Origin of the sequence: Pseudomonas sp. CAN1 (assembly GCF_030462585.1) — a bacterium.
In the GTDB taxonomy this organism is placed as follows: Bacteria; Pseudomonadota; Gammaproteobacteria; order Pseudomonadales; family Pseudomonadaceae; genus Pseudomonas.
The window spans coordinates 244,914-270,171 of record NZ_JASMRU010000003.1 but is presented as its reverse complement, the minus strand read 5'-3'; the positions used below and the strand labels follow the sequence as shown (position 1 = coordinate 270,171).

At 66.7% G+C, this 25,258-nt stretch carries 23 protein-coding genes; 13 read left to right on the top strand and 10 right to left on the bottom strand.

Features of this window, described 5'->3' with window-relative positions:
- Positions 1-54: 54 nt before the first annotated feature.
- Positions 55-1,950 (bottom strand): propionyl-CoA synthetase, encoded by a 1,896-nt coding sequence (locus QO207_RS06810; RefSeq protein WP_301531730.1) that lies wholly within the window; start codon positions 1,948-1,950, stop codon positions 55-57.
- A 297-nt stretch (positions 1,951-2,247) separates the two neighbouring features.
- Here QO207_RS06810 and QO207_RS06805 point away from each other — a divergent pair, with 297 nt between their 5' ends.
- Positions 2,248-2,427: a hypothetical protein gene (locus QO207_RS06805; protein WP_301531729.1), complete on the top strand. Its 180-nt coding sequence runs from the start codon at positions 2,248-2,250 to the stop codon at positions 2,425-2,427.
- Here QO207_RS06805 and QO207_RS06800 read toward each other — a convergent pair whose 3' ends face one another.
- The 3 genes from QO207_RS06800 to QO207_RS06790 all read right to left on the bottom strand — a co-directional run bounded on the left by QO207_RS06800 (position 2,428) and on the right by QO207_RS06790 (position 8,146).
- A complete protein-coding gene (locus QO207_RS06800) occupies positions 2,428-3,603 on the bottom strand; it encodes a multidrug effflux MFS transporter (RefSeq protein WP_301531728.1) in 1,176 nt (391 codons plus the stop codon).
- A gap of 199 nt (positions 3,604-3,802) precedes the next feature.
- Positions 3,803-6,955 carry an efflux RND transporter permease subunit gene (locus tag QO207_RS06795; protein ID WP_301531727.1) on the bottom strand — a complete coding sequence of 1,051 codons (3,153 nt, stop codon included), beginning with the start codon at positions 6,953-6,955 and terminating at the stop codon, positions 3,803-3,805.
- A gap of 12 nt (positions 6,956-6,967) precedes the next feature.
- A complete protein-coding gene (locus QO207_RS06790) occupies positions 6,968-8,146 on the bottom strand; it encodes an efflux RND transporter periplasmic adaptor subunit (RefSeq protein WP_301531726.1) in 1,179 nt (392 codons plus the stop codon).
- Between the two features lie 154 nt (positions 8,147-8,300).
- On the opposite strand from QO207_RS06790, the gene QO207_RS06785 reads away from it, so the two are divergent.
- On the top strand, positions 8,301-8,933 hold the full coding sequence (locus QO207_RS06785; RefSeq protein WP_301531725.1) for a TetR family transcriptional regulator: 633 nt from the start codon (positions 8,301-8,303) through the stop codon (positions 8,931-8,933).
- Between the two features lie 35 nt (positions 8,934-8,968).
- Here QO207_RS06785 and QO207_RS06780 read toward each other — a convergent pair whose 3' ends face one another.
- Positions 8,969-9,166: a heavy-metal-associated domain-containing protein gene (locus QO207_RS06780; RefSeq protein ID WP_301531724.1), complete on the bottom strand. Its 198-nt coding sequence runs from the start codon at positions 9,164-9,166 to the stop codon at positions 8,969-8,971.
- Between the two features lie 153 nt (positions 9,167-9,319).
- Between QO207_RS06780 and QO207_RS06775 the strand changes: the two genes are divergently transcribed.
- The 5 genes from QO207_RS06775 (at position 9,320) to QO207_RS06755 (ending at position 13,428) form a co-directional block, all read left to right on the top strand.
- Positions 9,320-9,793: a hypothetical protein gene (locus QO207_RS06775; RefSeq protein WP_301531723.1), complete on the top strand. Its 474-nt coding sequence runs from the start codon at positions 9,320-9,322 to the stop codon at positions 9,791-9,793.
- Between the two features lie 106 nt (positions 9,794-9,899).
- Positions 9,900-12,305 (top strand): heavy metal translocating P-type ATPase, encoded by a 2,406-nt coding sequence (locus tag QO207_RS06770; protein ID WP_301531722.1) that lies wholly within the window; start codon positions 9,900-9,902, stop codon positions 12,303-12,305.
- 51 nt (positions 12,306-12,356) lie between these two features.
- Positions 12,357-12,758 carry a Cu(I)-responsive transcriptional regulator gene (gene cueR / locus QO207_RS06765; protein ID WP_081517293.1) on the top strand — a complete coding sequence of 134 codons (402 nt, stop codon included), beginning with the start codon at positions 12,357-12,359 and terminating at the stop codon, positions 12,756-12,758.
- A 92-nt stretch (positions 12,759-12,850) separates the two neighbouring features.
- Entirely contained in the window at positions 12,851-13,105 is a 255-nt protein-coding gene (locus QO207_RS06760) for a type II toxin-antitoxin system HicA family toxin (RefSeq protein ID WP_301531721.1), read from the top strand.
- Positions 13,102-13,428, top strand: a complete 327-nt coding sequence (locus tag QO207_RS06755; protein WP_301531720.1) for a type II toxin-antitoxin system HicB family antitoxin — start codon at positions 13,102-13,104, stop codon at positions 13,426-13,428. Before QO207_RS06760 ends, QO207_RS06755 begins: the two co-directional genes overlap by 4 nt.
- 84 nt (positions 13,429-13,512) lie before the next feature.
- On the opposite strand, the gene QO207_RS06750 is transcribed toward QO207_RS06755, so the two are convergent.
- The 5 genes from QO207_RS06750 to QO207_RS06730 all read right to left on the bottom strand — a co-directional run bounded on the left by QO207_RS06750 (position 13,513) and on the right by QO207_RS06730 (position 19,820).
- Entirely contained in the window at positions 13,513-14,397 is an 885-nt protein-coding gene (locus QO207_RS06750; protein ID WP_301531719.1) for an EamA family transporter, read from the bottom strand.
- Positions 14,398-14,667: 270 nt separating this feature from the next.
- A complete protein-coding gene (locus tag QO207_RS06745; protein ID WP_301531718.1) occupies positions 14,668-15,219 on the bottom strand; it encodes a nucleotidyltransferase family protein in 552 nt (183 codons plus the stop codon).
- A 5-nt stretch (positions 15,220-15,224) separates the two neighbouring features.
- Positions 15,225-16,121: a PA4780 family RIO1-like protein kinase gene (locus QO207_RS06740; protein WP_045217128.1), complete on the bottom strand. Its 897-nt coding sequence runs from the start codon at positions 16,119-16,121 to the stop codon at positions 15,225-15,227.
- A gap of 72 nt (positions 16,122-16,193) precedes the next feature.
- Positions 16,194-17,375, bottom strand: a complete 1,182-nt coding sequence (locus tag QO207_RS06735) for a two-component system response regulator (protein WP_301531717.1) — start codon at positions 17,373-17,375, stop codon at positions 16,194-16,196.
- A gap of 93 nt (positions 17,376-17,468) precedes the next feature.
- Complete coding sequence (locus QO207_RS06730) at positions 17,469-19,820, bottom strand: transporter substrate-binding domain-containing protein (RefSeq protein WP_301531716.1); 2,352 nt, start codon at positions 19,818-19,820, stop codon at positions 17,469-17,471.
- A gap of 134 nt (positions 19,821-19,954) precedes the next feature.
- On the opposite strand from QO207_RS06730, the gene ada reads away from it, so the two are divergent.
- From ada to QO207_RS06700, 6 genes are all read left to right on the top strand, one after another.
- Entirely contained in the window at positions 19,955-21,016 is a 1,062-nt protein-coding gene (ada, locus tag QO207_RS06725) for a bifunctional DNA-binding transcriptional regulator/O6-methylguanine-DNA methyltransferase Ada (RefSeq protein ID WP_301531715.1), read from the top strand.
- Positions 21,017-21,106: 90 nt separating this feature from the next.
- Positions 21,107-21,721, top strand: a complete 615-nt coding sequence (locus QO207_RS06720) for a phosphatase PAP2 family protein (protein WP_301531714.1) — start codon at positions 21,107-21,109, stop codon at positions 21,719-21,721.
- A gap of 237 nt (positions 21,722-21,958) precedes the next feature.
- Positions 21,959-22,867 carry a glutamate/aspartate ABC transporter substrate-binding protein gene (locus tag QO207_RS06715; protein WP_184592488.1) on the top strand — a complete coding sequence of 303 codons (909 nt, stop codon included), beginning with the start codon at positions 21,959-21,961 and terminating at the stop codon, positions 22,865-22,867.
- A 195-nt stretch (positions 22,868-23,062) separates the two neighbouring features.
- Positions 23,063-23,809, top strand: coding sequence for an amino acid ABC transporter permease (locus tag QO207_RS06710; RefSeq protein WP_301531713.1), 747 nt, complete (start codon positions 23,063-23,065; stop codon positions 23,807-23,809).
- Entirely contained in the window at positions 23,806-24,474 is a 669-nt protein-coding gene (locus tag QO207_RS06705) for an amino acid ABC transporter permease (protein WP_301531712.1), read from the top strand. The genes QO207_RS06710 and QO207_RS06705 overlap by 4 nt, the downstream gene beginning before the upstream one ends.
- A complete protein-coding gene (locus QO207_RS06700) occupies positions 24,471-25,205 on the top strand; it encodes an amino acid ABC transporter ATP-binding protein (RefSeq protein WP_301531711.1) in 735 nt (244 codons plus the stop codon). Before QO207_RS06705 ends, QO207_RS06700 begins: the two co-directional genes overlap by 4 nt.
- The last annotated feature ends 53 nt before the right edge of the window (positions 25,206-25,258 follow it).

Below are 25,258 nucleotides of genomic sequence, written 5' to 3'. Positions count from 1 at the left end.
GCCGCAACGAGTGCGGCCCTGGAAATACGCCGGTAGTGCCGGCGTCGTGGGATATCAGCCGGCCTTGGCCAGCCCGGCCTGGCCGAGGCGCTCGGCGATCTCGCCGAGGATGGCCGGGTCATCGATGGTCGACGGCGGTGTGTAGCTCTCGCCATCGGCAATCTTGCGCAGCACCGCCCGGAGAATCTTGCCGGAGCGGGTCTTGGGCAGGCGCTTGACCACCACCGCACGCTGGAAGCACGCCAGCGCGCCGATGCGCTCGCGCACCAGCGCCACCAGGTCGCGCTGCAGGTTGGCTTCGCTGGTCTGCGCGCCATCCTTGAGCACCACCAGGCCCAGCGGTACATGGCCCTTGAGGTCGTCCTGCACGGCGATCACCGCGCACTCGGCCACTGCCTCATGCAACGCCAGCAGTTCCTCCATCTCGCCCGTGGAAAGGCGATGGCCGGAGACGTTAATCACATCATCGGTGCGGCCCATGATGTAGACGAAGCCCTCCTCGTCCACGTAGCCGCCGTCACCGGTGTGGTAGAAGCCGGGATAGGTCTTCAGGTAGGCCTGCAGGTAGCGCGGGTGATCGTTCCACAGGGTCTGCGCGCAACCGGGCGGCAGCGGCAGGGCGATGACGATGGAGCCCTGCTCGTTCGGCCCCAGCAGCCGACCTTCGTCGTCCACTACCTGCACGTGGTAGCCGGGCACCGCGCGGTTGGTAGAACCGGCGCGCAGGTCATGGTCGCCCAGCGCGGTGCAGGGCGCGGTCACCGGCCAGCCGGTCTCGGTCTGCCACCAATGGTCATGCACCGCCTTGCCGGTGAGTTCCTCCAGCCAGTGCTGGGTGCTGCTGTCGAGCTTTTCGCCGGCCAGGAACAGGTGACGCAGCGAGCTCAGGTCGTAGCGCTTGAGCAGCTCGCCCTGGGGGTCTTCCTTGCGAATGGCACGGATCGCCGTGGGCGCGCAGAACAGGCTGTTGACCTTGTGCTCCTCGACCACCCGCCAGTAGCTGCCGGCATCCGGCGTGCGCACCGGCTTGCCCTCGTAGAACACTGTGGTGCAGCCGTTCATCAACGGCCCGTAGACGATCAGCGTGTGCCCCACCACCCAGCCGACATCGGACACGCCCCACCAGACATCCCCCGGCTGCAGGCCGAAGATGGTCGGCAGCGCATAGCTCAGCGCCACGGCGTGGCCACCGTTGTCGCGGACGATGCCCTTGGGCTTTCCGGTGGTGCCGGAGGTGTACATGATGTACAGCGGATCGCCGCTGGCGACTTCCACCGGGTCTGCCGGTTGCGCGTGGGCCAGGGTTTCGCGCCAGTCCAGATCGCGGCCGGCGCGCAGCTCGGCCATCGCCTGCGGACGTTGCAGTACCAGCACATGGGCCGGCTGGTGCGTGGCCAGCTCCAGCGCCTTGTCCACCAGCGGCTTGTATTCGATGACCCGCTCGAACTCCAGCCCGCAGGACGCGGTGAGCACCAACTTGGGCCGAGCGTCGTCGATGCGCAGCGCCAGTTCATGGGCGGCGAAGCCGCCGAACACCACCGAGTGCACGGCACCGAGGCGCGCGCAGGCGAGCATGGCCATTGCAGCCTGCGGCACCATCGGCATGTAGATGATCACCCCGTCGCCCTTCTCCACCCCAAGTGCGCGCAGGGCGCCGGCCAGGCGCGCCACCTCGTCGCGCAGCTCGCTGTAGCTGAAGCGCTGCTGGGTATTGGTCACGGGGGAGTCGTAGATCAGCGCGGTCTGGTTGCCGCGGCCCAGTTCGATCTGGCGGTCGAGGGCGAGGTAACTGGTGTTCAGGCGGCCATCGGCGAACCAGCGGTGGCTGCCGTCGGGCAAGGCTTGCAGGGTCTGCTGCGGGGCGCGGTACCAGGCCACGCGGGACGCCTGCTCGGCCCAGAAGGCGGAAGGGTCCGCGATGGAGCGGTCGTGGGACTGCCGGTAACTCATCGTCATGCCTCTTATTGTTGTTATCGAGGTCGAACAACGAGTATGGACGGGGATCGGCCCCTCACCATCAACCTTTGGTCGTAGGCCGGCGACGGGGCGACGAATCCTTTTCAAGAGTTTTCGGCGCGATGCCGGCAAGCCTCGCGAACTAACTCGGAAGCCCCGTAATCAAGGCATTTCGCGGCAATTGCAGGAGCTTACGGCCGCACATCGGCGACTCTGGGTCGCACCCTTTACCGTCACGCTACAGGACTACACTGAGGGTCCCTTTTCAATGACCGTGCAGGGGTGAGCTTCATGAACATCCTCGTCCGTCCATCCAGCCTCCGCAAAGACCAGCCGTGGGAAGTCTGCCTCGACCAGCAGGCCGTGCGCTTCCGTAGCGAGCTCGAAGCGCGCAGCTTCGTCGCTACCCTGGAAGCGCGGCTGAAGGCACCGCACCAGTTGCCGGAGCTGGTGCAGCGCGCCGCCAGTTGATCAGGCGGCGCGTTCGCTGATCTGCCCGCTCAGCCAGCCCAACATGGCGGCGATCAGGCCGCAGACGGTGATCACCACGGCCATCGGCAGTGCAGTACCGTCGTGCAATGCACCGACCAGCGCGGAGGCGCCGGCCGCAACGGTGAACTGCAGGCTGCCCATCAGCGCCGAAGCACTGCCCGCATGCCGGCCCTGGCTGGCCATGGCGCAGGCCGAAGAATTGGGCATCAGGAAGCCCAGGCTGGCAATGGCGCCGAACAGCGGCACCAGCAGCGGCCACAGGTGCTCGGGCTTGGCCAGGGTGATCCCCAGCAGCAGCACGCCACAGGCGAAGTACACCCACACCGCCCGCCGCAACCAGAAGCCCGGCCCGCGATAGCGCAGCAGCCGTGCGTTGACCTGCGCCATCAGGATGAAGCCCGCGGCGTTGCTGCCGAAGATCCAGCCGTAGTGCTCGGCCGGGACGCCGTAGAGCTGGATGAACACGAAGGGCGAGCCGGCGATGTAAGAGAACATCCCGGCAATGGCCACCCCGCCGGTCAGCGCATAGGTAATGAAGGCGCGGTCGCGGAACAGCGCAGCGTATTGCCGTAGTGCCCCACGCAGCGGCGCACGCGGCCCGGCCGGAATGGTCTCCGGCAGCCACAGCGCGATGGCGCCGCCGGCCAGCGCGCTGAATACCGTCAGGGTGTAGAAGATCGACTGCCAGCCGGACAGACTGAGCAGCAGCCCACCGCCCAGCGGCGCGAGGATCGGCGCCAGCCCCATCACCAGCATCAGCTGCGAGAAGGCCTTGGCCGCTGCAATCGGGTCGCACAGGTCACGCACCACCGCCCGCGAGATCACCATCCCGGCACAACCGCCCAGCGCCTGGACGAAACGCGCAGCGATCAGCCACTCCAGGTTCGGCGCAAAGGCGCAGGCGATGGAAGCCAGGGTGAAGATACTCACCCCCAGCAGCAGCGGCATGCGCCGGCCGATGCGGTCGGCCAGCGGGCCGTAGAGCAACTGGCCAATGGCAAGCCCGGCGAAGTAGGCCGACAGGCTCAGCTGCACGTGCTCGACGTCGGTGCCGAAAGCCTGCGCCAGCGTCGGGAAGCTGGGCAGGTAGAAGTCGATGGCCATGGGCCCGAAGGCGCTCAGTGCGCCGAGGATCAGCAGGATGCGGAGGTTCATGGATCACCTGGGCGCACGGGGCCGCCCAGTGACGATGCAACGTGCGGGCAGACCGGTGGGCATGACGGATTGGCGCGCAGCGAGGGCGCGGCGAAGCCATGCATTTTGGCGTCCGCCGAAAAATTAGCAAGCTCGCTAAGCAACTGTCGAAGCTTGGGGAGACACGGGCCCGCCCGTGGCGAGCGGGCCCGTTGCACCGTCAGATTTCGTGCGCCCCGTCTGCGGCGGGCTTGTCCTTCGCCTTGCGGCCACTGACCTTGTCGGCGGCGGCTTCCACCAGCATGTAGAACATCGGGATGAGGAAGGTCGCCAGGAGGGTGGCGGCAAGCATGCCGCCGATCACCCCGGTGCCGATGGAGTGGCGGCTGGCGGAGCCGGCGCCGGTGCTGATGGCCAGCGGCACGCAACCGAGGATGAAGGCCAGGGAGGTCATCACGATCGGGCGGAAGCGCAGCTTGGCCGCCTCCAGCGCCGCTTCCACCGGGCCCATGCCCTGCTCCTCGCGGCACAGCACGGCGAACTCGATGATCAGGATGGCGTTCTTCGCCGCCAGGCCGATCAGGGTCACCAGGCCGACCTGGAAGTACACGTCGTTGTCCAGCCCGCGCAGCCAGATCGCCAGGATCGCGCCAAACACGGCGAAGGGCACCGCGGTGACCACCGCCAGCGGCAACGTCCAGCGCTCGTACTGGGCGGCGAGGATGAGGAACACCAGGATCAGGCCAAAGATGAATGCAGTACTGCCCGAACCCTGGGTCGCCAGTTCCTGGTAGGCCGAGCCGATCCAGGCCAGCGAGTACTCCTCGCCCAGCACCTGGTCGGCCACTTCCTGCATGGCCGCCAGCGACTGGCCGGAGCTGTAGCCCGGCGCCGGGCCGCCGAGCAGCTTGGCCGCCGGGAACACGTTGAAGCGCGCGTAGGAGTCCGGGCCGAGGATGCGCTTGACCGATACCAGCGTGGTCAGCGGGATCAGGTCGCCGGTGGAGGAGCGCACGAAGACCTGGCTGAGGTCATCCGGCTTGCGGCGGAACTCCGGCTCCGACTCCAGGGACACCTGCCAGGTGCGCCCGTAGAGGGTGAAGTCGTTGACGTAGTAGCTGCCGAAGGTGGACTGCATGGCGGTGAACACGTCGTTGATCGCCACGCCCAGCGAGCGCGCCTTCACGCGGTCCAGATCGACGTAGTACTGCGGCACGTTGGCGTTGAAGGTGGTGTTGACCCCCGCCAGTTCCGGGCGCTTGGCCGCGGCGGCGAGGAACTTCATGGTCACCTCTTCCAGTTGCTCGGAGGTGCCGCCGCTGCGGTCCTGGATGTACGCCTCGAAGCCACCGGTGGTACTCATGCCGGTGATCGGCGGCGGGTTGAAGGACATCACTACGCCGTCTTCCTGGCCGGCACCCATCTTCATGAATTCACGGGTCAGGTTGCGCGCGTCGAGCTCCGGCGTGGTGCGTTCCTTCCAGTCCTTGAGCGGGACGAAGGACACCCCGGCGTTGCTGCGGGTGCCGAAGGTGAGGATGTCGAATCCGGCGAAGGTCACCACGTCCTGCACCGCCGGGTGCTTCATCAGCTCGTGGGTGACTTCGTTGGTGAGCTTCTCGGTGCGGGTCAGCGAGGCGGCCGGCGGCAGGAAGTAGGCGTTGAGCACGTAGCCCTGGTCCTCGTCGGGCACCAGCGAGCCGGGCACGCGGCCGAACAGGATCACCAGCAGGGCGATCATGCCGCCGAACAGCACCAGCCCCAGGACCGCCCGCTTGAGGAAGAACTGCACCCCGGCGCCATAGCCGTTGGTGATGCGCTCGAAGGTGCGGTTGAACCAGCGGAACGGCGCGGCCGGTTCCTTGTGCTCGGGCTTGAGGATCAGCGCGCAGAGCGCCGGCGACAGGGTCAGCGCGACGATGCCGGAGATCACCACCGACACCGCGATGGTGATCGCGAACTGCTTGTACATCTGCCCCGCCAGGCCGCCGAGGAAGCCGACCGGGATGAACACGGCGCAGAGCACCAGGACGATGGCGACGATAGGCCCGGTCACCTCCTCCATGGCCTTGATCGCCGCCTCCTTGGGGCTCAGCTTCTCGGTGCGCATCACCCGCTCGACGTTCTCCAGCACCACGATGGCGTCGTCCACCACGATGCCGATGGCCAGCACCATGCCGAACAGCGACAACAGGTTGATCGAGAAGCCCATCAGGTACATGCCAGCGAAAGTGCCAACCAGCGACACCGGGATCGCCAGCACCGGGATCAGCGTGGCGCGGATGTTCTGCAGGAAGATGAAGACCACCACCATCACCAGGATCAGCGCCTCGATGAAGGTGTGGATCACCTCCTCGATGGAGACCTTCACGAAGGTCGTGGTGTCGTAGGGGATCTTGTAGGTGATGCCCTGCGGGAAGCGCTTGGCCATCGCATCCATGTGGTCACGCACGGCCTGGGCGGTGTCCAGCGCGTTGGCGCCCGGCTGCAGGTAGATACCGAAGGCGGCATTCTGCTGGCCGTTCAGGGAAGTCACCAGGGAGTAGTCCTGGGCACCCAGTTCGACCCGCGCCACATCCTTGAGCAACAGGCTGGCGCCGGTGGCATCGCTGCGCAGGATGACGTTCTCGAACTCCTTGGGATCGGTGAAGCGCCCCTGCGCCGTGGCCATGTAGGTGAAGTCCTGCGGCTCCTTCATCGGCTGCTGGCCGAAGCTGCCGGCGGCGAACTGCGAGTTCTGCTCGCGGATCGCGTTGACCACGTCAGTGGGCGTGAGGTTGTACTGCGCCAGCTTGTCCGGGCGCAGCCAGACACGCATGGCGTAGTCCTTGGAGCCGAACTGGCTGACATCGCCGACACCGGGAATCCGCTTGAGGTCGTCGATCACGTTGATCAGCGCATAGTTGCTGATGAAGATCGGATCGCGGGAGTTGTCCGGGGAGAACAGGGTCACCACCTGGAGGATGTCGGAGGATTTCTTCTCCACCTTCACGCCCTGCCGGCGGACTTCCTCGGGCAGCTTGGCGAGCGCCGCCTGCACCTTGTTGTTGACGTCGATGGTGGCCTGATCGGGGTCGGTGCCCACCTCGAAGTACACGGTCAGGCTCATGGCGCCGCTGGCGTCGGAGTTGGACAGTTGGTAGATCATGCCCTCCACGCCGTTGATTTCCTGCTCCAGCGGAGCCGCCACGGTTTCGGCGATGACCTGGGAACTGGCGCCGGGATAGGAGGCCGTCACCGAGACTTCCGGAGGGACGATCTCCGGGTACTGGGCGATGGGCAGCGCGCGCATGGCGACGAGGCCGGCGAGCAGGATCACGATGGAGATCACCATCGCGAACACGGGACGTTCGATGAAGAAGCGCGAGATCACGATGGGCGCTCCTTAGGACTGGGCCTGGGCGGGCTGTTCGGTCCCCTGCGGTGCCTCGCTGGCTTTCACCGGCTGGTCCGGGCGGACCTTGAGCACCCCGTCGACTATCACGTGATCACCATCGTCGACGCCGGCATCGATGATCCAGCGGCCGTTGACGGTCTGGTTGGTCGTGACCTGGCGCACGCGGGCGAAGCCGTCCTTGTCCACCACGTAGACGAAGGTGCCGCGCGGGCCTTGAGCCAGGGCGCGCTCGGGCACGGTCACTGCGGCCTTGCGGGTGATGCCCTTGATCAGCACGCGGACGAACTGGCCGGGGATCAGCTGGTTCTGCGGGTTGGGCACCACGGCGCGGGCATTCACGGTGCCGGTGCCGGTGTTGACGAAGCTGTCGGTGAAATCGACCACGCCATCGATGGCGTACTTGCTGCCGTCACCGAAGCGCAGCTCGGCGGCCAGCTTGCCGTTCTCGGGCAGGGACAGTTTGCCGCTCTGCACGCCGTCGCGCAGGCGCGCGGCCTCGGTGTCCGGGTAGGCGAAGTTGACGTAGACCGGGTCCAGCTGGGTGAGTTTGGTCAGCAGACTGGAGTTGGGGTCGGAGGCGGCCACCAGGCTGCCTTCGGAGCGCACTTCCTTGCTCGCCATGCCGGAAATCGGCGCGGTCACCGTGGTGTAGTTGAGGTCGATCTGCTTGGCCTGCACGTTGGCGCGCGCAGCTTCCACGTCGGCCTTGGCCTGTTCGAAGTTGGAGATGTAGCGATCCAGTTCACTTTCGCTGGCGTAGCCCTTCTTCTGCAGCTCGCGGATGCGGTGCAGGTCGCGATCGGTCTGACGATAGCGCGCCTGCGCCTGGGCCAGGGAACCCTGGGCCTGGCCGAGCGCCGCCTGGTACGGGCGCGGATCGATGCGGAACAGCACCTGGCCCTGCTTCACTGGCCGCCCCTCTTCGTAGGTGCGCCGCTGCAGGATGCCGCTGACCTGGGCGCGCACTTCCACTTCGCGGTAGCCAGCGGTGCGCGCGGCATATTCCAGTGTCAGAGGCACCGGCGCACTCTTCGCCACTTCGATGGTCACAGCCGGAGGAGGAGGCGCCGCCGCGGCGGGTTTGTCCTCTGCCCACGCCCACGAGGAGCACAGGGCGGAAAACCCAACGACAGCAAATGCGACGGGCAAACGGCGGGCAAACGGCATGTAACCTCTCCATGGAAATGACTGACTGCGTACGCGGGGGGATGACGACTGCGTGACGTTTACCTACGCCAGTGTCTGTAAAGCACTGTTCGCGCTATAAAATCAGTAAACTGCCCATCACTCAGTGATCCTAGCCTGTATAGCAGCAAGCGCCATGCGAAGAACTAAAGAAGATTCGGAACGTACACGTCAGACGATTCTTGACTCGGCTGAAGGCCTTTTCTTTACGAAAGGCGTCTCCCACACCAGCCTCGAAGAGATCGCCCGAGCCGCCGGAGTGACCCGCGGCGCGGTCTACTGGCACTTCCAGAACAAGGCGCACCTGTTCAACGACATGCTCAACCAGGTCCGCCTGCCGCCGGAGCAACTGGCCCAGCGCCTGTCCGGCTGCGACGGTCACGATCCCATCGAGTCGCTGTTCCAGCTCAGCGTGGAAGTGGTCGAGAACCTGGCCCGCGACGAGCAGCGCCGGCGCATCCTCACCATCCTCCTGCAACGCTGCGAGTTCACTGACGAATTGCGCGACGCCGAGGAGCGCCACAACCAGTTCGTCCACCAGTTCATCGAACTCTGCGAGCAGCTGTTCAGCCGCGAGGAATGCCGCGTGCGACTGATGCCTGGGGTGAATCCTAGGATCGCTTCCCGTGCGGTACACGCGATGATCTTCGGCCTGCTCAGCGACTGGCTGCGCGACCCGCAGCTGTTCGACCCGCTGGAGGAAACCCACCAGCTGTTCGATGCGGTATTCCGTGGCCTGGTGCGCGACTGGCACGCACCGCAGGCCTGAGGGCCGGCAGGACACCGGCCCGGAGGGATGACGGCTTACGCCGCCTCGGCTTCGTAGCCTTCCTCGCGGATCGCCGCGAGGATCGCCGTATCCTGCAGCCGGCTGGCCACGCGGACTTCACCGGCGCCCAGGTCGACCTGCACGTCTGCCGCCGCGTCCAGCGCCTGCACCGCCTGGGTGATGGCCCGCACGCAATGACCGCAGCTCATGCCTTTGACATTGAAGGTATGCATGGAATCTCTCCTCTGATGAATGAAACGTTGCGCACAGTGTCGACCTTGCCATCGTGGCAAGGTCAAGCGTCTCTCGTGGAAAGCGCTTCGGGCTTGTCCTACGTCAGCCTCTAAGCCAAGCTGCGGAAACTGCCGACACATCGGAGAACGCCCATGCGCCGTTCCCTCCTGCCCCTTGCCGCTTTCCTCGCTGCCTTGCCTTGCCTGGCATTGCCTGCCACGGCGTGGTCCGACGGCATGCCCGACTCCGCGCCCGCCCAGCCGTCCAGCCCGTCCTCGCAACCGCCCTCACCGGGCTCCTGGCCGGTACCGGATGCCCAGCCGGTGTCCTACGCCGTGCTGATCGTCAGCCGCGAACGGGTGGATACCGGAACCGCCTGCGACATCGATCTCTACGTGCAGGACCAGAAGGTCTCGCGCCTGCAACCCGAGGGCGAGGTGGCCCTCAACCTGCCGCCGGGCGAGGTTTCGCTACGCCTGCAGACCGCCAACTCCGGCCTCTGCCGCAGCGGCATCGAGCCGCTGCGCGCGCAGTCCGTGCAACTGCACGCCGGCGAGGTGCGCAAGTTCCGCATCGCCAACAGCGAGAGCGGCCTCTACCTGATGCCGGTTTCCAGCGGCAGCTGACATTCGGCCCAGCGGTTTGACCTGCGACAAACTGGCAGCGAACGAGGGTTGACCTTGCCCTCGTGTCAAGGTTGATGCTATCGGGGAACTTCAGGGAGAAAGCCCCATGAGCAGCGCCAACCCCATCGAACTCGACCTGCCCGTCTCCGGCATGACCTGCGCCAGCTGCGCCGGCCGCGTCGAGCGCGCCCTGCGCAAAGTGCCCGGCGTGCAGGACGCCAGCGTCAACCTCGCCAGCGAACAGGCCCGCGTGCAGCTCGCCGCACCGTCCGGCGGCAACACCCTGCCGGCGCTGGTTGCCGCTGTCGAACAGGCCGGCTACCAGGTACCGGCCCACAGCCTGGAACTGAGCATCGAAGGCATGACCTGCGCCAGCTGCGTCGGCCGCGTCGAACGCGCCCTGAACAAGGTCCCCGGCGTGCGCTTGGCCAGCGTCAACCTGGCCAGCGAGCGCGCCCACGTCGAGCTGCTCGGCGCGGTGGACACCGCTACGCTGATCGCCGCCGTCGACAAGGCCGGCTACCAGGCCCGCCCCATCGAATCCGACCAGCCTGCCGTGGACCCGGCCGTGGCGCGCCTGGCGCGTGAGCGCTGGTGGCTGGCCGCCGCCATCCTGCTGTCGCTGCCGTTGGTGCTGCCGATGGTGGGCGACTGGTTCGGCCAGCACTGGATGCTGCCGGCCTGGGCGCAATTCCTCCTCGCCACGCCCGTGCAGTTCCTCATCGGTGCGCGTTTCTATGTTTCCGCCTACAAGGCCGTGCGTGCCCGCAGCGGCAACATGGACCTGCTGGTCGCCCTCGGCACCAGCGCCGGCTACGGCCTGAGCCTTTACCTCTGGTACAGCGCGGCACCGGGACAGATGCCGCACCTGTACTTCGAAGCCAGCGCCGTGGTCATCACCCTGATCCTGCTCGGCAAGTACCTGGAAAGCCGCGCCAAGCGCCAGACCGCAGCGGCCATCCGCGCCCTCGAAGCCCTGCGCCCCGAGCGCGCCACCCGCCTGCGTGACGGCGTCGAGGAAGACGTCGCCATCGCCGAACTGCGCCTGGGTGACGAAGTGCTGGTGCGCCCCGGGGAACGCTTCCCGGTGGACGGCGAAGTGCTCGCCGGGCAGAGCCATGCCGACGAAGCCCTGATCACCGGCGAAAGCCTGCCGGTGCCCAAGGACGTCGGTGATCCTGTTACCGGCGGCGCCATCAATGGCGAAGGCGTGCTGCGCGTGAAGACCACCGCGCTGGGCGGCGAGACCGTTCTGGCACGCATCATCCGCCTGGTGGAAGACGCCCAGGCGGCCAAGGCGCCGATCCAGAAGCTGGTGGACAAGGTCAGCAACGTGTTCGTCCCGGTAGTCATCGGCATCGCCCTGCTCACCCTGGTCGGCTGGCTGCTCGCCGGCGCCGGCTGGGAACAGGCGCTGATCAATGCCGTGGCCGTGCTGGTCATCGCCTGTCCCTGTGCCCTCGGCCTCGCCACCCCGACCGCGATCATGGCCGGCACCGGCGTGGCAGCCAAACACGGCATCCTGATCAAGGATGCCGAGGCCCTGGAGGTCGCCCACGCGGTGACCGCCGTGGCCTTCGACAAGACCGGCACCCTCACCTCCGGCCAGCCGCGCATCACCAACCTCGCAGCGATCGGCGGCGAGGCCGAAGCCCTCGCCCTGGCCGGCGCCCTGCAACGCGGCAGCGAACACCCGCTGGCCCGCGCCGTGCTCGACGCCTGCGCCGAACGCAGCCTCAACCCCGTTGCCGCCGAGGCCACCCAGGCCCTCACCGGCCGCGGCATCCAGGGCCGCGTCGATGGCCGCCTGCTGGCCCTGGGCAACCGCCGCATGCTCGACGAAGCGCAGCTGCAACCGGGTGCACTCACCGACTCTGCCCAGCAATGGGAGACCGAGGGCCGCACCCTGTCCTGGCTCATCGAGCGTGAACCGCAAGCCCGGGTGATCGCCCTGTTCGCCTTCGGCGACAGCCTCAAGGAAGGCGCGAAAATCGCCATCGATGCCCTGCGCGAGCGCGGCATCGCCAGCCACCTGATCACCGGCGACAACCGTGGCAGCGCCAAGGTCGTCGCCGACGCCCTGGGCCTGGATGACGTACACGCCGAAGTGCTGCCCGGCGACAAGGCCGCTGTGGTCGGCGCGCTGCGCCAGCAAGGCAAGGTAGTGGCGATGGTCGGTGACGGCATCAACGACGCCCCGGCCCTGGCGGCGGCGGATGTGGGCATCGCCATGGGCGGCGGCACCGACGTCGCCATGCACGCCGCCGGCATCACCCTGATGCGCGGCGACCCGCGACTGGTTCCGGCGGCGCTGGACATCTCCCGGCGCACCTACGCGAAGATCCGCCAGAACCTGTTCTGGGCCTTCATCTACAACCTGGTGGGCATCCCGCTGGCCGCCTTCGGCCTGCTCAACCCCATGGTCGCCGGCGCGGCGATGGCCGCCTCCAGCGTCAGCGTGGTGAGCAATGCCCTGCTGCTCAAGCGCTGGAAACCCCAGGACCACCAATAAGCCCCGCGCCCGCGCCGAAAAGGCGCGGGCACTCGTTCAGGAGAGATCGGCATGAACATCGGCGAAGCGGCGAAGAAGAGCGGCCTGACCGCGAAGATGATCCGCTACTACGAATCCACCGGCCTGCTCGCCCCCGCCGGCCGCAGCGCCAGCGGCTACCGCCACTACAGCGAGCAGGACCTGCACACCCTGGCCTTCATCCGCCGCTCGCGGGACTTCGGCTTCTCCCTGGAGGAAGTCGGCCAGCTGCTCGCCCTCTGGCAGGACCGCGCCCGCGCCAGCGCCGACGTAAAGGCCCTGGCCGCCCGCCACATCGACGAACTGAACCGCAAGATCGCCGAGCTCAGCAGCCTGCGCGACACCCTGCAGGAACTGAGCGACCACTGCCAAGGCGACCACCGACCGGACTGCCCGATCCTCAAGGATCTGGAGTCAGGGAATTGCTGTCACTGAGGACTTTTCACACCGCGCTTGGCGAGGTGTCCGACATCTGGCTCACGGCACCGATGGGTAGCATAATCTGATACCAATCACCGGAGCACAGGATGAATGCCCGGCACCGCAGGACGCTGGAGCTGATCTTCACCCTCCCCGTCCCGGCGTCACTGGAATGGCTACGCATCGAGTCGCTGCTGATCGCGCTCGGTGCGCAGGTGATCGAGGGCAACGGCTCGCGGGTGCGCTTCGAGCTGAAGGGCATAGTCGCCACCTTCCATCGCCCGCACCCGATCAAGGAAGCCAAGCCCTACCAGGTGCGTGACGCACGCGCCTTGCTCGAACAGGCAGGAATCCACCCATGACCCCCATGAAATACCTAGGCTACGCCGCACGGATCGAGTACAGCGACGATGACCGGCTGTTCATTGGTCATATCGCCGGTATCCGCGATGTCATCGGCTTCCATGGCGAATCGGTCAGCGAGTTGCGCGGGGCGTTCGAAGAAGCAGTGGATGACTACCTGGCGACCTGCGCGAAACTCGGTCGCGAGCCGCAGCGGCCCTTCTCCGGCAAGCTCAGCCTGCGCCTCGACCCGCAACTGCATGCGCAGGTGGCGATCAAGGCCGAGCTGAGCAACCAGAGCATCAACCAGTGGGTGGTGGAACGCCTCGGCGAGGCGGTCTGACTACCTGATCGTAGGGCGCATAACACCGCAGGCGTTATCCGCCATGCCGGATAACGGCGGATAAAGCGCTCCGCTTTATCCGCCCTACGCGCTGGCTACAGCGCGGCGGCGCCACAGCGAGGCTGGCAGCACGGTCACGGCCAGGCCGATGAACACCAGCACGCAGGCCATCCAGTCCTGGGTGGTGAGGTCTTCGCCGAGGAACAGCCAGCCCGACAGCAGGCCCGATACCGGTACGGCCAGCGCGAAGGGCGTGACCTGACTGGCCGGGTAGCGGCGCAGCAGGAAGCTCCACAGGCCGAAGCCGACGGTGGTGGCGAGGAAGGCGATGTAGAGCAGCGCGCCSATCCCGCYCAAGCTSATGTTGAGCACCGCGYGCTCGATGGCCTCCGGGCCTTCGAATATCCACGACAGCACCAGCAGCGGCAGCGGCGGAATCAGGCTGACCCAGCTGATCAGGCGCAGCATGTCGCTGGCGCCGGAGCGTTTGGTGGCGATGTTGGAAAAGGCCCAGGCCAGCGCGGCGGCGATCACCAGCAGGAACGCCACCAGGCTGTCGCCCATGGGCCGTTCCAGGCCGATCAGCAGCAGGCCGCCGGCGGCCAGCGCCAGGCCGATCAGCGCGCGCGGGCTCGGGCGTTCGCCAAGGAAAGCGGCGGCGATCAGCACGGTGAAGAATACCTGGCTCTGCAGCACCAGCGACGACAGGCCGGCGGGCATGCCGATGTGCATGCCGACGAAGAGCAGGCCGAACTTGACCACGCCCAGCAGCACGCCGATCTGCACGATGCGCCAGAACGGCGCCGGCAGCGGGCCGCGCAGGAAGATCAGCGGCAGCGCCGCCAGGGCGAAGCGCAGGGCGCAGAACAGCAGCGGCGGGAAGTCGTGCAGGCCGACCTTGATCACGACGAAGTTGACGCCCCAGATCAGGGTGACCAACAGGGCGAGGAGAATGTGGCGGAGGGGCATGACAGAGCGCTCGGGGTGGGATGGGGCAAAACTAGCAGCCCACGTCTGAAATGTATGGATACAGTTGTGGCCTTACAGTTTTTTCGCAAGACAAGTCGGGAACCCAGACAGCCCCCAGGCCAAAGAAGGAACCGTACGTAGGATGGCGTGGAGCGCAGCGATACCCATCCGGCGCAGAGCGAACAGGACTATCCCTGTAGGAGCGAGCTTGCTCGCGAACCCGCATCACGCCGGACTCACCGGGGAATGCGTTCGCGAGCAAGCTCGCTCCTACAGAGGCTCGATACGCAGCTTCGGCCAGCGCGCCGGCCAGTTCTTGGCGGCGAGGCGTTCGCGGTAGAGGTGTGGCTTGGCGCGGAAATGCTCGGTCGGGCGGACGCGCAATTCCCAGATATCCAAGAGACCCAAAGGGGCCAGCAACTCCAGCTCGTTGCCACGCAGGCGCAGCGCAACGGCAGTGCAGACCTCAGGCCAATGGCACATTGCGTCACCGCAATCCCGGTAGGGCGAATCAGCGTTGCGCAAGTGCATGCGCGCCTGGTTACGCACGGACCAGGGCTGGTCCGGGCAAGCCGCCAGCAGCCGGCGCTCCCAGGTGTAATCCACCTCGGGCTCCAGGCTGTCAGCCGAGAAATACAGCACGTCGATATCGCTGAGCGGCGTGGGCTCGCTGTAGTCGTGCAGAGCGTCCCACACCGCATTGCGTACGCAGCCCGCGGCAATCCACGCATCCGCCGGGCCGTGATCACGCACGGCGCGCAGCAGCTGCATACGCTGGGGTTGCGCGGCGATCAGGGCGAGGAGCTCCGATTCGCCGGGCAATCGGCTCAGGCCTGTTCCCACGGCGGGGGCGGTGGCTCGTCACGCTGCTGCGGGGCGTCCTGGGCGGCGCGGCCGGCCTCGCGGCGTTCCTGCTCGCGCATGGCCTCGGCGATTTCACGCAACACCGAATCCACGTCCGCTTCGTCTTCCGGATCGTCGAAATGCCCGGTCAGCGGGGTGTCCGGCTGCAGCTTGCCATCCTCGTAGAGGGCCCACATTTCCTTGGCGTAGTGGGTGTATTTGAGCTCCGGGGCGAAGCGGCCGAAATAGGCGGCCATGTTGCCCACGTCGCGCTCCAGCATGCGGAAGGCGTGGTTGTTGCCGGCGGCGTCCACCGCCTGCGGCAGGTCGATGATCACCGGGCCGTCCGGGCCGACCAGCACGTTGAACTCCGACAGGTCGCCGTGCACGAGGCCCGCGCAGAGCATCATGACGATCTGGCGAATGAGGAATTCGTGGAAGTCGCGGGCCAGTTCCGGCTCCATCACCACGTCGTTCAGGCGCGGCGCGGCATCGCCCTCTTCGTCGGCGACCATTTCCATCAGCAGCACGCCGTCGAGGAAGTCGTACGGCTTGGGCACCCGCACACCGGCATTGGCCAGGCGGAACAGCGCGGCGACCTCGGCGTTCTGCCAGGCGTCCTCCTGCTCCTTGCGGCCGTACTTGGTGCCCTTGGCCATGGCACGGGCCTGGCGGCTGTTGCGCACCTTGCGGCCTTCCTGGTACTCGGCGGCCTGGCGGAAGCTGCGCTTGTTGGCTTCCTTGTAGACTTTCGCGCAGCGCAGTTCGGCGCCGCAGCGCACCACGTAGACCGCTGCTTCCTTGCCGCTCATCAGCGGGCGCAATACTTCGTCGATCAGGCCGTCTTCGATCAACGGCTCTAGGCGTTTCGGGGTCTTCATCAGGCTTCCTGGCGTACCTCTCTGGGGCGCTGCGCTCCTTATACGGCAAAGCCGCCCGAGCGCCCAGCGCGATCAGGGTTCGGGTGGAGTCAACTCGATACTTTCGGTCACCGCATCTTCCAGGCGCTGCAGCTCCAGGCCCAGCGCCTCGTCGCTGTCGGCGTAGCGCTGGGCGATGCTGGCGAAGCCTTCGGCCGCTTCGCTGAAGGCTTCCACCACGCGCGGGTCGAACTGGCTGCCGGCGCCAGCCTTGATCTGCACCGCCGCTTCCTCGGGCGTTTGCGACGCGCGGTAGGCATGCCGGCAGGTGAGTTCGTCGTAGCAGTCGATCAGCGTGAGCATTCGCGCGCCGAGGGGGATACGGTCGCCGGCCAGCCCTTCGGGGAAACCGCCGCCATCCCAGCGCTCGTGGTGGCTGTAGGCAATGTCCTTGGCGAATCGCAGAAATTCTGCCGGCGAGCCCAGCTTGCGCTCGGCCGCCGCCAGGGCGTCGCGGCCGACGGTGGTGTGGCTTTCCAGGATCAGCCGGTCCGCTTCTTCCAACTGGCCGGGGCTGTGCAGGATGCGGTCGGGCACGGCGACCTTGCCGATGTCGTGCAGCTGCGCCGAGCGCACCAGCAACTCGATGTTCTCCACCGACAGTTCGGCGGCGAAGTCGCTCTGCAGCGCCAGGGTTGTGCCGAGCAGGCGCATGTAGTGCTCGATGCGCACCAGGTGGTTGCTGTGCGGGTTGTCGCGCAGGTCGCAGAGGGTCGCCATGGCCTCCAGGGTGGCGTCCTGGATCGCCTGCAGCTCGCGAGAGCGGCGGCGCACTTCCAGTTCCAGGTACTCGCTCTTGTCGCGCAGGAAGTCGGCGTTGGCCTTGAGGTTGAGGTGCGCACGGATGCGCGCCAGGGTCACCGGCGGGCTGATCGGCTTGGTCAGGTAGTCCACCGCCCCCAGGTCCAGGCCCTTCTGCTCGTCGCTGGCGTTGACCATGCCGGTGAGGAAGATCACCGGGATGTCGCGGGTCGCCGGGTCGGCCTTCAACTGGCGGCAGACTTCGTAGCCGTCCATCTCCGGCATCATGATGTCGAGCAGCACCAGGTCCGGCCGCGGATCGCTCTGCACCAGGCGCAGCGCCTTGGCCCCGCTGGAGGCGACGCGCACCTGGTAGCGATCCATCAGCAGCTCGCTCATGAGCATCAGGTTGTCCGGCTGATCGTCCACCACCAGGATGGTTTCCTGTTCCGGCCGGTCCAGCATGCTATCCATCGCACCCCCTCACATCGGTCAGATTCGTGACATGGCATGGGGGATCGGACCTCAGCCCGACGCCCGCGTTCCTGCCCCGCCCCCAACGGCTAGCTAGATTCGAATGTCGCGCTCCCTCGCGAGATTCACCAGACTTTCCAGGGCCCGCTCGAACTCGAAGCGCTTGACGCTCGTGGCGATCCCTTCGTACCCCTCATTGAAGACGCTGCGCAGCAGGCTTGCACGCTCGCCGAGCAACCGCCCGGCGCGCGGATCGTCCGTTGCCAGCAGGTGCGCCAGGCGCCGGCAGACCTGCTCGACCTCAGCCTCGTTGCCGCCCTCCAGCAGCGCCGGTGCGGCGCTGGCCGATAGCAGGGCCGGCACCAGCAGCGGCGCATGGCTGATGTTCTGCAGGCTCAGGCTGGCCGAGTCATCCACCCGGCCCAGCGGCAGCCGGCACCAGAACAGGCTGCCGCGGCCCATTTCGCTTTCCACCCCGACGCTGCCGCCCATCGCCTCGGCCAGGCGCTTGCAGATGGCCAGGCCGAGGCCGGAACCACCGTAGCGGCGGGTGATCGAGCTGTCGGCCTGGCGGAACGTCTCGAACAGGCGTTCCTGCTGCGGCGCGGAAATGCCGATGCCGGTATCGCGGAAGCCGAAGTAGAGCTGCAGGCTGTCTTCGTCCTCGTCTTCCAGGCGGACGATCATCACCACCTCGCCCTGCTCGGTGAACTTCAGCGCGTTGTTGCCGTAGTTCATCAGGATCTGCCGCAGGCGCAGTGAATCGCCGACCACCTGGGCCGGCACCCGCGAGTCGATTTCGCAGCGCACGCTCAGGCCCTTGCTCGCCGCGCGGATGTTGAACAGGTCGAACAGCTCGCCGAGCATCCGCTCCAGGTCGAAGTCGATGCGCTCGAACTCCAGCTTGCCGGCCTCCACCCGCGACAGGTCGAGGATGTCGCTGATCAGCTCCAGCAGGTACTGCCCCGAGCCCTGGATCTTGCCCAGGTAGTCCACCTGCTGCGGGTCCAGGGTGGTTTCCTGGAGCAGGTGCGCCAGGCCGATGATGATGTTCAGCGGCGTGCGGATCTCGTGGCTCATGTTGGCGAGAAAGTCGCTCTTGAGCTGGGTGGCTTCCTCGGCCAGGTCGCGGGCCTGGGCCAGGGCCAGCTCGGTGGCCTTGCGCGCGGTGACATCGCGACTGACGCCAACGAGGCCGAGCAGCCGACCGTGGTCGTCGTGGAAGGCGCTGCGCAGGGTGTCGAAGAGCACCCGGCGGCCATCCGGATAAACCACCCAGCCCTCGCTGGCGTATGGCGTGCTGTCGGTCAGCGCCTGGCGGTCGCGCTCCTGGCGGCCGCCGCTGGCCTCGCGGCTGAACATCTGCGCGTCGCTGCGGCCGATGATCTCGTCGGGTTTGCGCCCCAGGCAGTCGGCGAAGGCCTGGTTCACGCCCAGGTAACGACCCTGGGTGTCCTTGAACCAGATCGGGTCGGGGATCGAGTTGATCAGCGCCAGCAGGGTGCTGCGCTGGCGGCGCTCCTCGGCCTCGGCGCGGGCGCGCTCGGCGACCTGGATCGACAGCCGGCGGTTCCACACCAGCACGAAGGTCAGCAACGCTAGGAAGCCCACCACCCAGGGCCAGGCGATCTGCAGCAGGTGCATCCAGTCGAACACGTCCAGCGACGGCAGCCAGCGCGCCTGGATCGCGTCCTGCTCGTTGCGGCCGATGCTGTCCAGCGCCCGGTCGAGCAGCGGCACCAGCGGCGCCAGCTGCTTGCGCAGGCCGAAGCGCACCTGGCTGTTGCCCAGGCCGCTGTCGCCGCGCACCTCCATGTTCGACAGGCCGAGCTGTTCGATGAGGTAGGTGGAAGTGATCAGGTTACCTATATAGGCATCCGCGCGGCCGCTGGAGACAGCCTTGAGCGCGCTGGGGGAATCCTCGCTGACGACGAAGTCGATGCCCGGAACCGCCTTGGCCAGCAGCTCGTGCACCGCGTACCCCTGCTCCACCGCCACGCGCCGCCCGGAAAGGTCGTCCAGGGTGCGGATGGTGCTGTCGCGGCGGGCGAAGATCAGGCTGCTGGTGGTCAGGTAGGGCTTGCTGAAGGCCAGGAAGGCCTCGCGCGTCGGGGTCGATGCCATGGATGGCAGCAGGTCGACCTCGCCGGCCTTCTCCGCCGCCAGCACTTCTTCCCAGGTGTTGTAGAGCACCGGCTGGAACTTCAGGCCGAGGCGCTCGGAGACCAGCTGCAGGTAGTCGGCGCTGATGCCGTGGAACTGGTCGAACTCGTCGATCACTTCGAAGGGTGGCCAGCCGGCGCGGAACAGGCCGACGCGAAGGGTCTGGTGGGCCTCGACAACAGCGCGTTCCTCGTCGGACAGCTCCAGGCTCGCTGCCCGGGCCTGGGCGCACAGCGCGAGGAACAGCAGGAGGCAGCTCAGGCAGAATCGGCGCAAGGGCATGGAGGTCTCTCTGGGAATACCCAGCAAGCGTAGCCGCTGACTCCACGTTTCGAGTTTGAAAACGCGATGCGGATTGCTGCACGACGTGTCGGGACGGAAACTCTGCCCATCAGCCATTGCCCCGGAGAGCGGCCATGAGCACTACCCGACTGGACCCCGAGCGCTGCTGGCAGGCGGTATGCGAGCGCGACGCGCACTTCGAGGGGCGTTTCGTCTTCAGCGTGCGCTCCACCGGCGTCTACTGCCGGCCCAACTGCCCGGCGCGTCGCCCCTCGCGTGGCAACGTGGCTTTCCATGTCGGCCCGGAGGCCGCCGAAGCCGCCGGCTTCCGCCCGTGCAAACGCTGCTCGCCGCGTGGCCCGAGCCCGCGCGAACAGCTCGATGCGCTGGTGGCCGCGGCCTGCGAGCTGCTCGACAAGGCCGAGAAGCCGCTGACGCTGGAGGAGCTGGCCACGCGCATCGGCCTGTCCGCCTCGCACCTGGCGCGCGCCTTCAAGGCCCGCACCGGCCTCACGCCGCGGGCCTGGGCGGAATCCCGCCGCGAGCAGCGCCTGGCCGCCGCCCTGCCGCAATCGCGCTCGGTGCTCGACGCCGCGCTGGAGGCCGGTTACTCCGGCACCCGCGCGCTTTATGAAAGCGCCACGCCCCTGAGCCCCGCGCAGCGCCGCCTGAAAGGCGCCGGCGAGCGCCTGCGCTACAGCATCGCGCCCTGCCCGCTCGGGCTGGTGCTGCTGGCAGCCACCGACAAAGGCGTCTGCGCCCTGCTGTTCGCCGATGATGCCAGCGCACTGGAAAGCCAGTTGGCCGAACGCTTCGCCGCCGCCGAGCGGGTGCGCGACGATGCCGGCCTGGGCGACTGGCTGCGCGAAGTAATCGCCCAGTTGGAGGAACCCGAACAGGCCGCCCACCTGCCGCTGGACCTGCACGGCAGCGCCTTCCAGCTGCGCGTCTGGCGCGCACTCACGCGCATCCCCAGCGGCGAGACGCGGCGCTACGGCGAGCTGGCCGAGGAGCTGGGCACCCATCCCCGCGCCATCGCCCGCGCCTGCGCCAGCAACAACGTCGGCCTGCTGGTGCCTTGCCACCGGGTGGTCGGCGGCAACGGCGAGGGCGGTTATCGCTGGGGCCTGCCGCGCAAGCGCGAACTGCTGCGCCGCGAGGAAGATGCCATCGGTCAGCGCGCCGAGGCGGATTGAACCCGGTCACGCACGGCGCGCGGGGCGCCGTGCTATGTTGACGCACCGTCTCCCCCGCTCCTGTCGATACACCATGCCTGTCGATACACCATGAATGTCTGGCCCCTGATCACCCGCCTCGGCGACAGCTCCCTGCTGGCGCCCGCTGCCGTGTTCGTCCTGCTCTGGCTGCTGTATCGCCGCGAACCCGCCAAGGCCGGGCTGTGGGCGCTGCTGTTCGGTTTCTCGACCGCGCTGGTGGTGGCTTCGAAGCTGGCCTTCATGGGCTGGGGAATCGGGATTCCGAACCTGAACTTCACCGGCATCTCCGGCCACAGCATGATGGCCGGTGCGGTGCTGCCGACCCTCGCCGCGCAGCTGTTCAGCTCCCGGCGCGCCGGCCTTGCTGCAGCAGTCGTGGCCGCGCTGGTGGCGGTGCTGGTCGGCCTGTCACGGCTGGCGATCAATGTGCACTCGCCCGCCGAGGTCTACGCCGGCCTGGCACTGGGCCTGGGCACCAGCGCGGCCTTCCTCGGCGGCACGCGCGTCCGCCTGCCGGCCTTCAATCCGGCGCTGCTGGTGCTGGTGCTGGCCCTGGGCATGGCGCAGACGGTCACCGGCGTGCGCGCACCAACCCACCAGTTGCTGGAGCGCATCGCCGCTCACCTGGCCGACCGCGACCAGCCGTTCCAGCGTGGCCAATGGGCCGGCCAGCCGGACGTCTGAGCCCGCACTTCGTTCGGATATCCGAACGTCAGTAACGCAAAAATCCGAAAAGCCGAACGACACCCGACTTTCGAGCGCCCAGAAAAGGCTGAATACTCTTTTAAATTCAACAACTTAATAAAAATTGAACGCCTTGGCACGGAGACTGCTCTACACCTCTGGAACATGCGACCGGCCTGGAGTGAGCCTCGTCGGCGCAGGACTGAATAACAAACACAACCAGTCGAGGTAGTCTCCATGCGTTTCGCACCCCGTGCGTTGGGCGTCGCCATTGTCGCAGCCCTGCTCGCCACTCCCGTCGTCGCCGAAGAACTGACCGGTACCCTGAAGAAGATCAAGGACTCCGGTACCATCGTCCTCGGCCACCGTGACGCCTCCATCCCCTTCTCCTACCTCGGCAGCGATCCGCGTCAGCCGGAAGGTTATTCCCACGACCTGCAGATCAAGGTCGTCGAAGCCCTGAAGAAAGAGCTGAACGCTCCGGACCTGAAGGTTCGCTACAACCTGGTGACCTCCCAGACCCGTATCCCGCTGGTGCAGAACGGCACCGTGGACATCGAGTGCGGCTCCACCACCAACAACCTGGAGCGCCAGAAGCAGGTCGACTTCTCCGTCGGCATCTTCGAGGTCGGCACCCGCCTGCTGACCAAGACCAGCTCGGGCATCAACGACTTCCCGGACCTCAAGGGCAAGAACGTGGTGACCACCGCCGGCACCACCTCCGAGCGCCTGCTCAAGCAGATGAACGCCGAGCAGAAGATGGGCATGAACATCATCTCGGCCAAGGACCATGGCGAGTCCTTCCTGATGCTCGAGTCCGGCCGCGCCGTGGCCTTCATGATGGACGACGCGCTGCTCTACGGCGAAATGGCCAAGGCCAAGAAGCCGGACGACTGGCACGTGGTCGGCAAACCGCAGTCCTACGAGATCTACGCGTGCATGGTTCGCAAGGGCGACGCACCGTTCAAGAAGGTGGTCGACAAGGCCATCTCCGACACCTTCGCCTCGGGTGAAGTGAACAAGATCTATGACAAGTGGTTCATGCAGCCGATTCCGCCGAAGAACCTGAACCTCAACTTCCCGATGAGTGATGAGCTCAAGAAGCTGATCGCCAATCCGACCGACAAGTCTGCCGAGCAGATGTAACGGTCGCGCGTAGCTGCGCCCACAAGGCGTAGCCACGCGAGGGATCGGGAGCGCACGCCAGCGCTCCCGAGCCCATATTCCAATCAAGACGATGCCGGAACATCCGCTACCCGCGGGTGGCGGGCGGCCTTGCGCCCGCATCCGGCCCCGTACCGTACCAAGCAACCGTGCAAAGCAATCGAGGGGAAACCCGTCATGGATTACAACTGGGACTGGGGCGTGTTCTTCAAGTCCACCGGGATTGGCGATGAACGCTACCTGGACTGGTACATCACCGGCCTGGGCTGGACCATCGCCGTGTCGCTCGCGGCCTGGGTCATCGCCCTGGCGCTCGGCTCGCTGCTGGGGGTGATGCGCACCCTGCCCAACCGCTGGCTGTCGGGCATCGCCACCGCGTACGTCGAACTGTTCCGCAACGTACCGCTACTGGTGCAGCTGTTCCTCTGGTACTTCCTGGTGCCGGACTACCTGCCGCAGCCGATCCAGGACTGGTTCAAGCTGGGCATCGCCCCGGAAACCTCGGCCTTCATCAGCGTCGTCGTGTGCCTGGGCCTGTTCACCGCCGCGCGGGTCTGCGAACAGGTGCGCACCGGCATCCAGGCACTGCCCAAGGGCCAGCTCGCCGCCGCCAGCGCCGTGGGCTTCCGCCTGCCGGCGGTGTATCGCCACGTGCTGCTGCCGCAGGCCTTCCGGATCATCATTCCGCCGCTGACCTCGGAATTCCTCAACGTCTTCAAGAACTCCTCGGTGGCCTCGCTGATCGGTCTGATGGAGCTGCTGGCGCAGACCAAGCAGACCGCCGAATTCAGCGCCAACCTGTTCGAGGCGTTCACCCTCGCCACGGCGATCTACTTCACCCTGAACATGAGCCTGATGCTGATCATGCGCTTCGTCGAGCGCAAGGTAGCGGTGCCGGGCCTGATCTCCGTGGGAGGTAAATGATGGACTTCAGTCAGATCGTCCCCGCCCTCCCCGGCCTCTGGGAAGGCATGCTCACCACCCTGCAGCTAATGGTGCTGGGCGTGCTGGGCGGCGTGGTGCTGGGCACCATCCTCGCGCTGATGCGGCTGTCGAGCAGCAAGCTGCTGGCGAACATCGCCGGCTTCTACGTGAACTACTTCCGCTCGATCCCGCTGCTGCTGGTGATCACCTGGTTCTACTTCGCGGTGCCGTTCATCCTGCGCTGGATCACCGGCCAGGACACCCCCGTGGGCGCGTTCACCTCGTGCCTGGTGGCCTTCATGATGTTCGAGGCGGCGTACTACTGCGAGATCGTCCGCGCCGGCATCCAGGCCATCCCGAAAGGGCAGATCGGCGCCTCCTACGCGCTGGGCATGACCTACGGCCAGTCCATGCGCCTGATCATCCTGCCCCAGGCGTTCCGCAAGATGACCCCGCTGCTGCTGCAGCAGAGCATCATCCTGTTCCAGGACACCTCGCTGGTGTACTCGGTGGGCCTGATGGACTTCCTCAACGCCGCCCGTTCCCGCGGCGACATCATCGGCCAGCCCCATGAGTTCCTGATCTTCGCCGGTCTCGTCTACTTCGTCATCAGCTTCGCCGCGTCCCTCGGCGTGAAGCGCCTGCAGAAAAGGTTAACCGTATGATCTCCATCGACAACATCAGCAAGTGGTACGGCGACTTCCAGGTTCTCACCGACTGCAACACCAAGGTCGCCAAGGGTGAAGTGGTGGTGGTCTGTGGGCCGTCCGGTTCGGGCAAGTCGACCCTGATCAAGTGCGTCAACGCGCTGGAGCCCTTCCAGAAGGGCGACATCACCGTCGACGGCACCTCCATCGCCAACCCCAAGACCGACCTGCCGAAACTGCGCTCGCGGGTCGGCATGGTGTTCCAGCACTTCGAGCTGTTCCCGCACCTGACCATCACCGAGAACCTCACCATCGCCCAGCGCAAGGTGCTGGGGCGGAGCAAGGAAGAGGCGATGGACAAGGGCATGAAGCTGCTCGACCGCGTCGGCCTCAAGGCCCATGCGCACAAGCACCCCGGCCAGCTCTCCGGCGGCCAGCAGCAGCGCGTTGCCATCGCCCGTGCGCTGGCCATGGACCCGATCGTCATGCTGTTCGACGAACCGACCTCGGCGCTCGACCCGGAGATGGTCAACGAGGTGCTCGACGTGATGGTCCAGCTCGCCCACGAAGGCATGACCATGATGTGCGTGACCCACGAGATGGGCTTTGCGCGCAAGGTCGCTGACCGGGTGATTTTCATGGACCGCGGGCAGATCGTCGAGGACTGCCCGAAGGAAGAATTCTTCGGCGACCTGCAGAACCGCGCCGAGCGTACCCAGCAGTTCCTCGCCAAGATCCTGCCGCACTGATCCAGCGTTCGTGTCCAGAACCACAGCTCCACCCGAAGGCCCCGGTTCGCCGG

Excerpts from the sequence above, each read along its gene's own strand:
- QO207_RS06810 (WP_301531730.1), bottom strand. The coding sequence starts at position 1,950 with ATGAGTTACCGGCAGTCCCACGACCGCTCCATCGCGGACCCTTCCGCC.
- QO207_RS06805 (WP_301531729.1), top strand. The coding sequence starts at position 2,248 with ATGAACATCCTCGTCCGTCCATCCAGCCTCCGCAAAGACCAGCCGTGG.
- QO207_RS06800 (WP_301531728.1), bottom strand. The coding sequence starts at position 3,603 with ATGAACCTCCGCATCCTGCTGATCCTCGGCGCACTGAGCGCCTTCGGG.
- QO207_RS06790 (WP_301531726.1), bottom strand. The coding sequence starts at position 8,146 with ATGCCGTTTGCCCGCCGTTTGCCCGTCGCATTTGCTGTCGTTGGGTTT.
- QO207_RS06785 (WP_301531725.1), top strand. The coding sequence starts at position 8,301 with ATGCGAAGAACTAAAGAAGATTCGGAACGTACACGTCAGACGATTCTT.
- QO207_RS06780 (WP_301531724.1), bottom strand. The coding sequence starts at position 9,166 with ATGCATACCTTCAATGTCAAAGGCATGAGCTGCGGTCATTGCGTGCGG.
- QO207_RS06775 (WP_301531723.1), top strand. The coding sequence starts at position 9,320 with ATGCGCCGTTCCCTCCTGCCCCTTGCCGCTTTCCTCGCTGCCTTGCCT.
- QO207_RS06770 (WP_301531722.1), top strand. The coding sequence starts at position 9,900 with ATGAGCAGCGCCAACCCCATCGAACTCGACCTGCCCGTCTCCGGCATG.
- cueR (WP_081517293.1), top strand. The coding sequence starts at position 12,357 with ATGAACATCGGCGAAGCGGCGAAGAAGAGCGGCCTGACCGCGAAGATG.
- QO207_RS06760 (WP_301531721.1), top strand. The coding sequence starts at position 12,851 with ATGAATGCCCGGCACCGCAGGACGCTGGAGCTGATCTTCACCCTCCCC.
- QO207_RS06755 (WP_301531720.1), top strand. The coding sequence starts at position 13,102 with ATGACCCCCATGAAATACCTAGGCTACGCCGCACGGATCGAGTACAGC.
- QO207_RS06740 (WP_045217128.1), bottom strand. The coding sequence starts at position 16,121 with ATGAAGACCCCGAAACGCCTAGAGCCGTTGATCGAAGACGGCCTGATC.
- QO207_RS06735 (WP_301531717.1), bottom strand. The coding sequence starts at position 17,375 with ATGGATAGCATGCTGGACCGGCCGGAACAGGAAACCATCCTGGTGGTG.
- QO207_RS06730 (WP_301531716.1), bottom strand. The coding sequence starts at position 19,820 with ATGCCCTTGCGCCGATTCTGCCTGAGCTGCCTCCTGCTGTTCCTCGCG.
- ada (WP_301531715.1), top strand. The coding sequence starts at position 19,955 with ATGAGCACTACCCGACTGGACCCCGAGCGCTGCTGGCAGGCGGTATGC.
- QO207_RS06720 (WP_301531714.1), top strand. The coding sequence starts at position 21,107 with ATGAATGTCTGGCCCCTGATCACCCGCCTCGGCGACAGCTCCCTGCTG.
- QO207_RS06715 (WP_184592488.1), top strand. The coding sequence starts at position 21,959 with ATGCGTTTCGCACCCCGTGCGTTGGGCGTCGCCATTGTCGCAGCCCTG.
- QO207_RS06710 (WP_301531713.1), top strand. The coding sequence starts at position 23,063 with ATGGATTACAACTGGGACTGGGGCGTGTTCTTCAAGTCCACCGGGATT.
- QO207_RS06705 (WP_301531712.1), top strand. The coding sequence starts at position 23,806 with ATGATGGACTTCAGTCAGATCGTCCCCGCCCTCCCCGGCCTCTGGGAA.
- QO207_RS06700 (WP_301531711.1), top strand. The coding sequence starts at position 24,471 with ATGATCTCCATCGACAACATCAGCAAGTGGTACGGCGACTTCCAGGTT.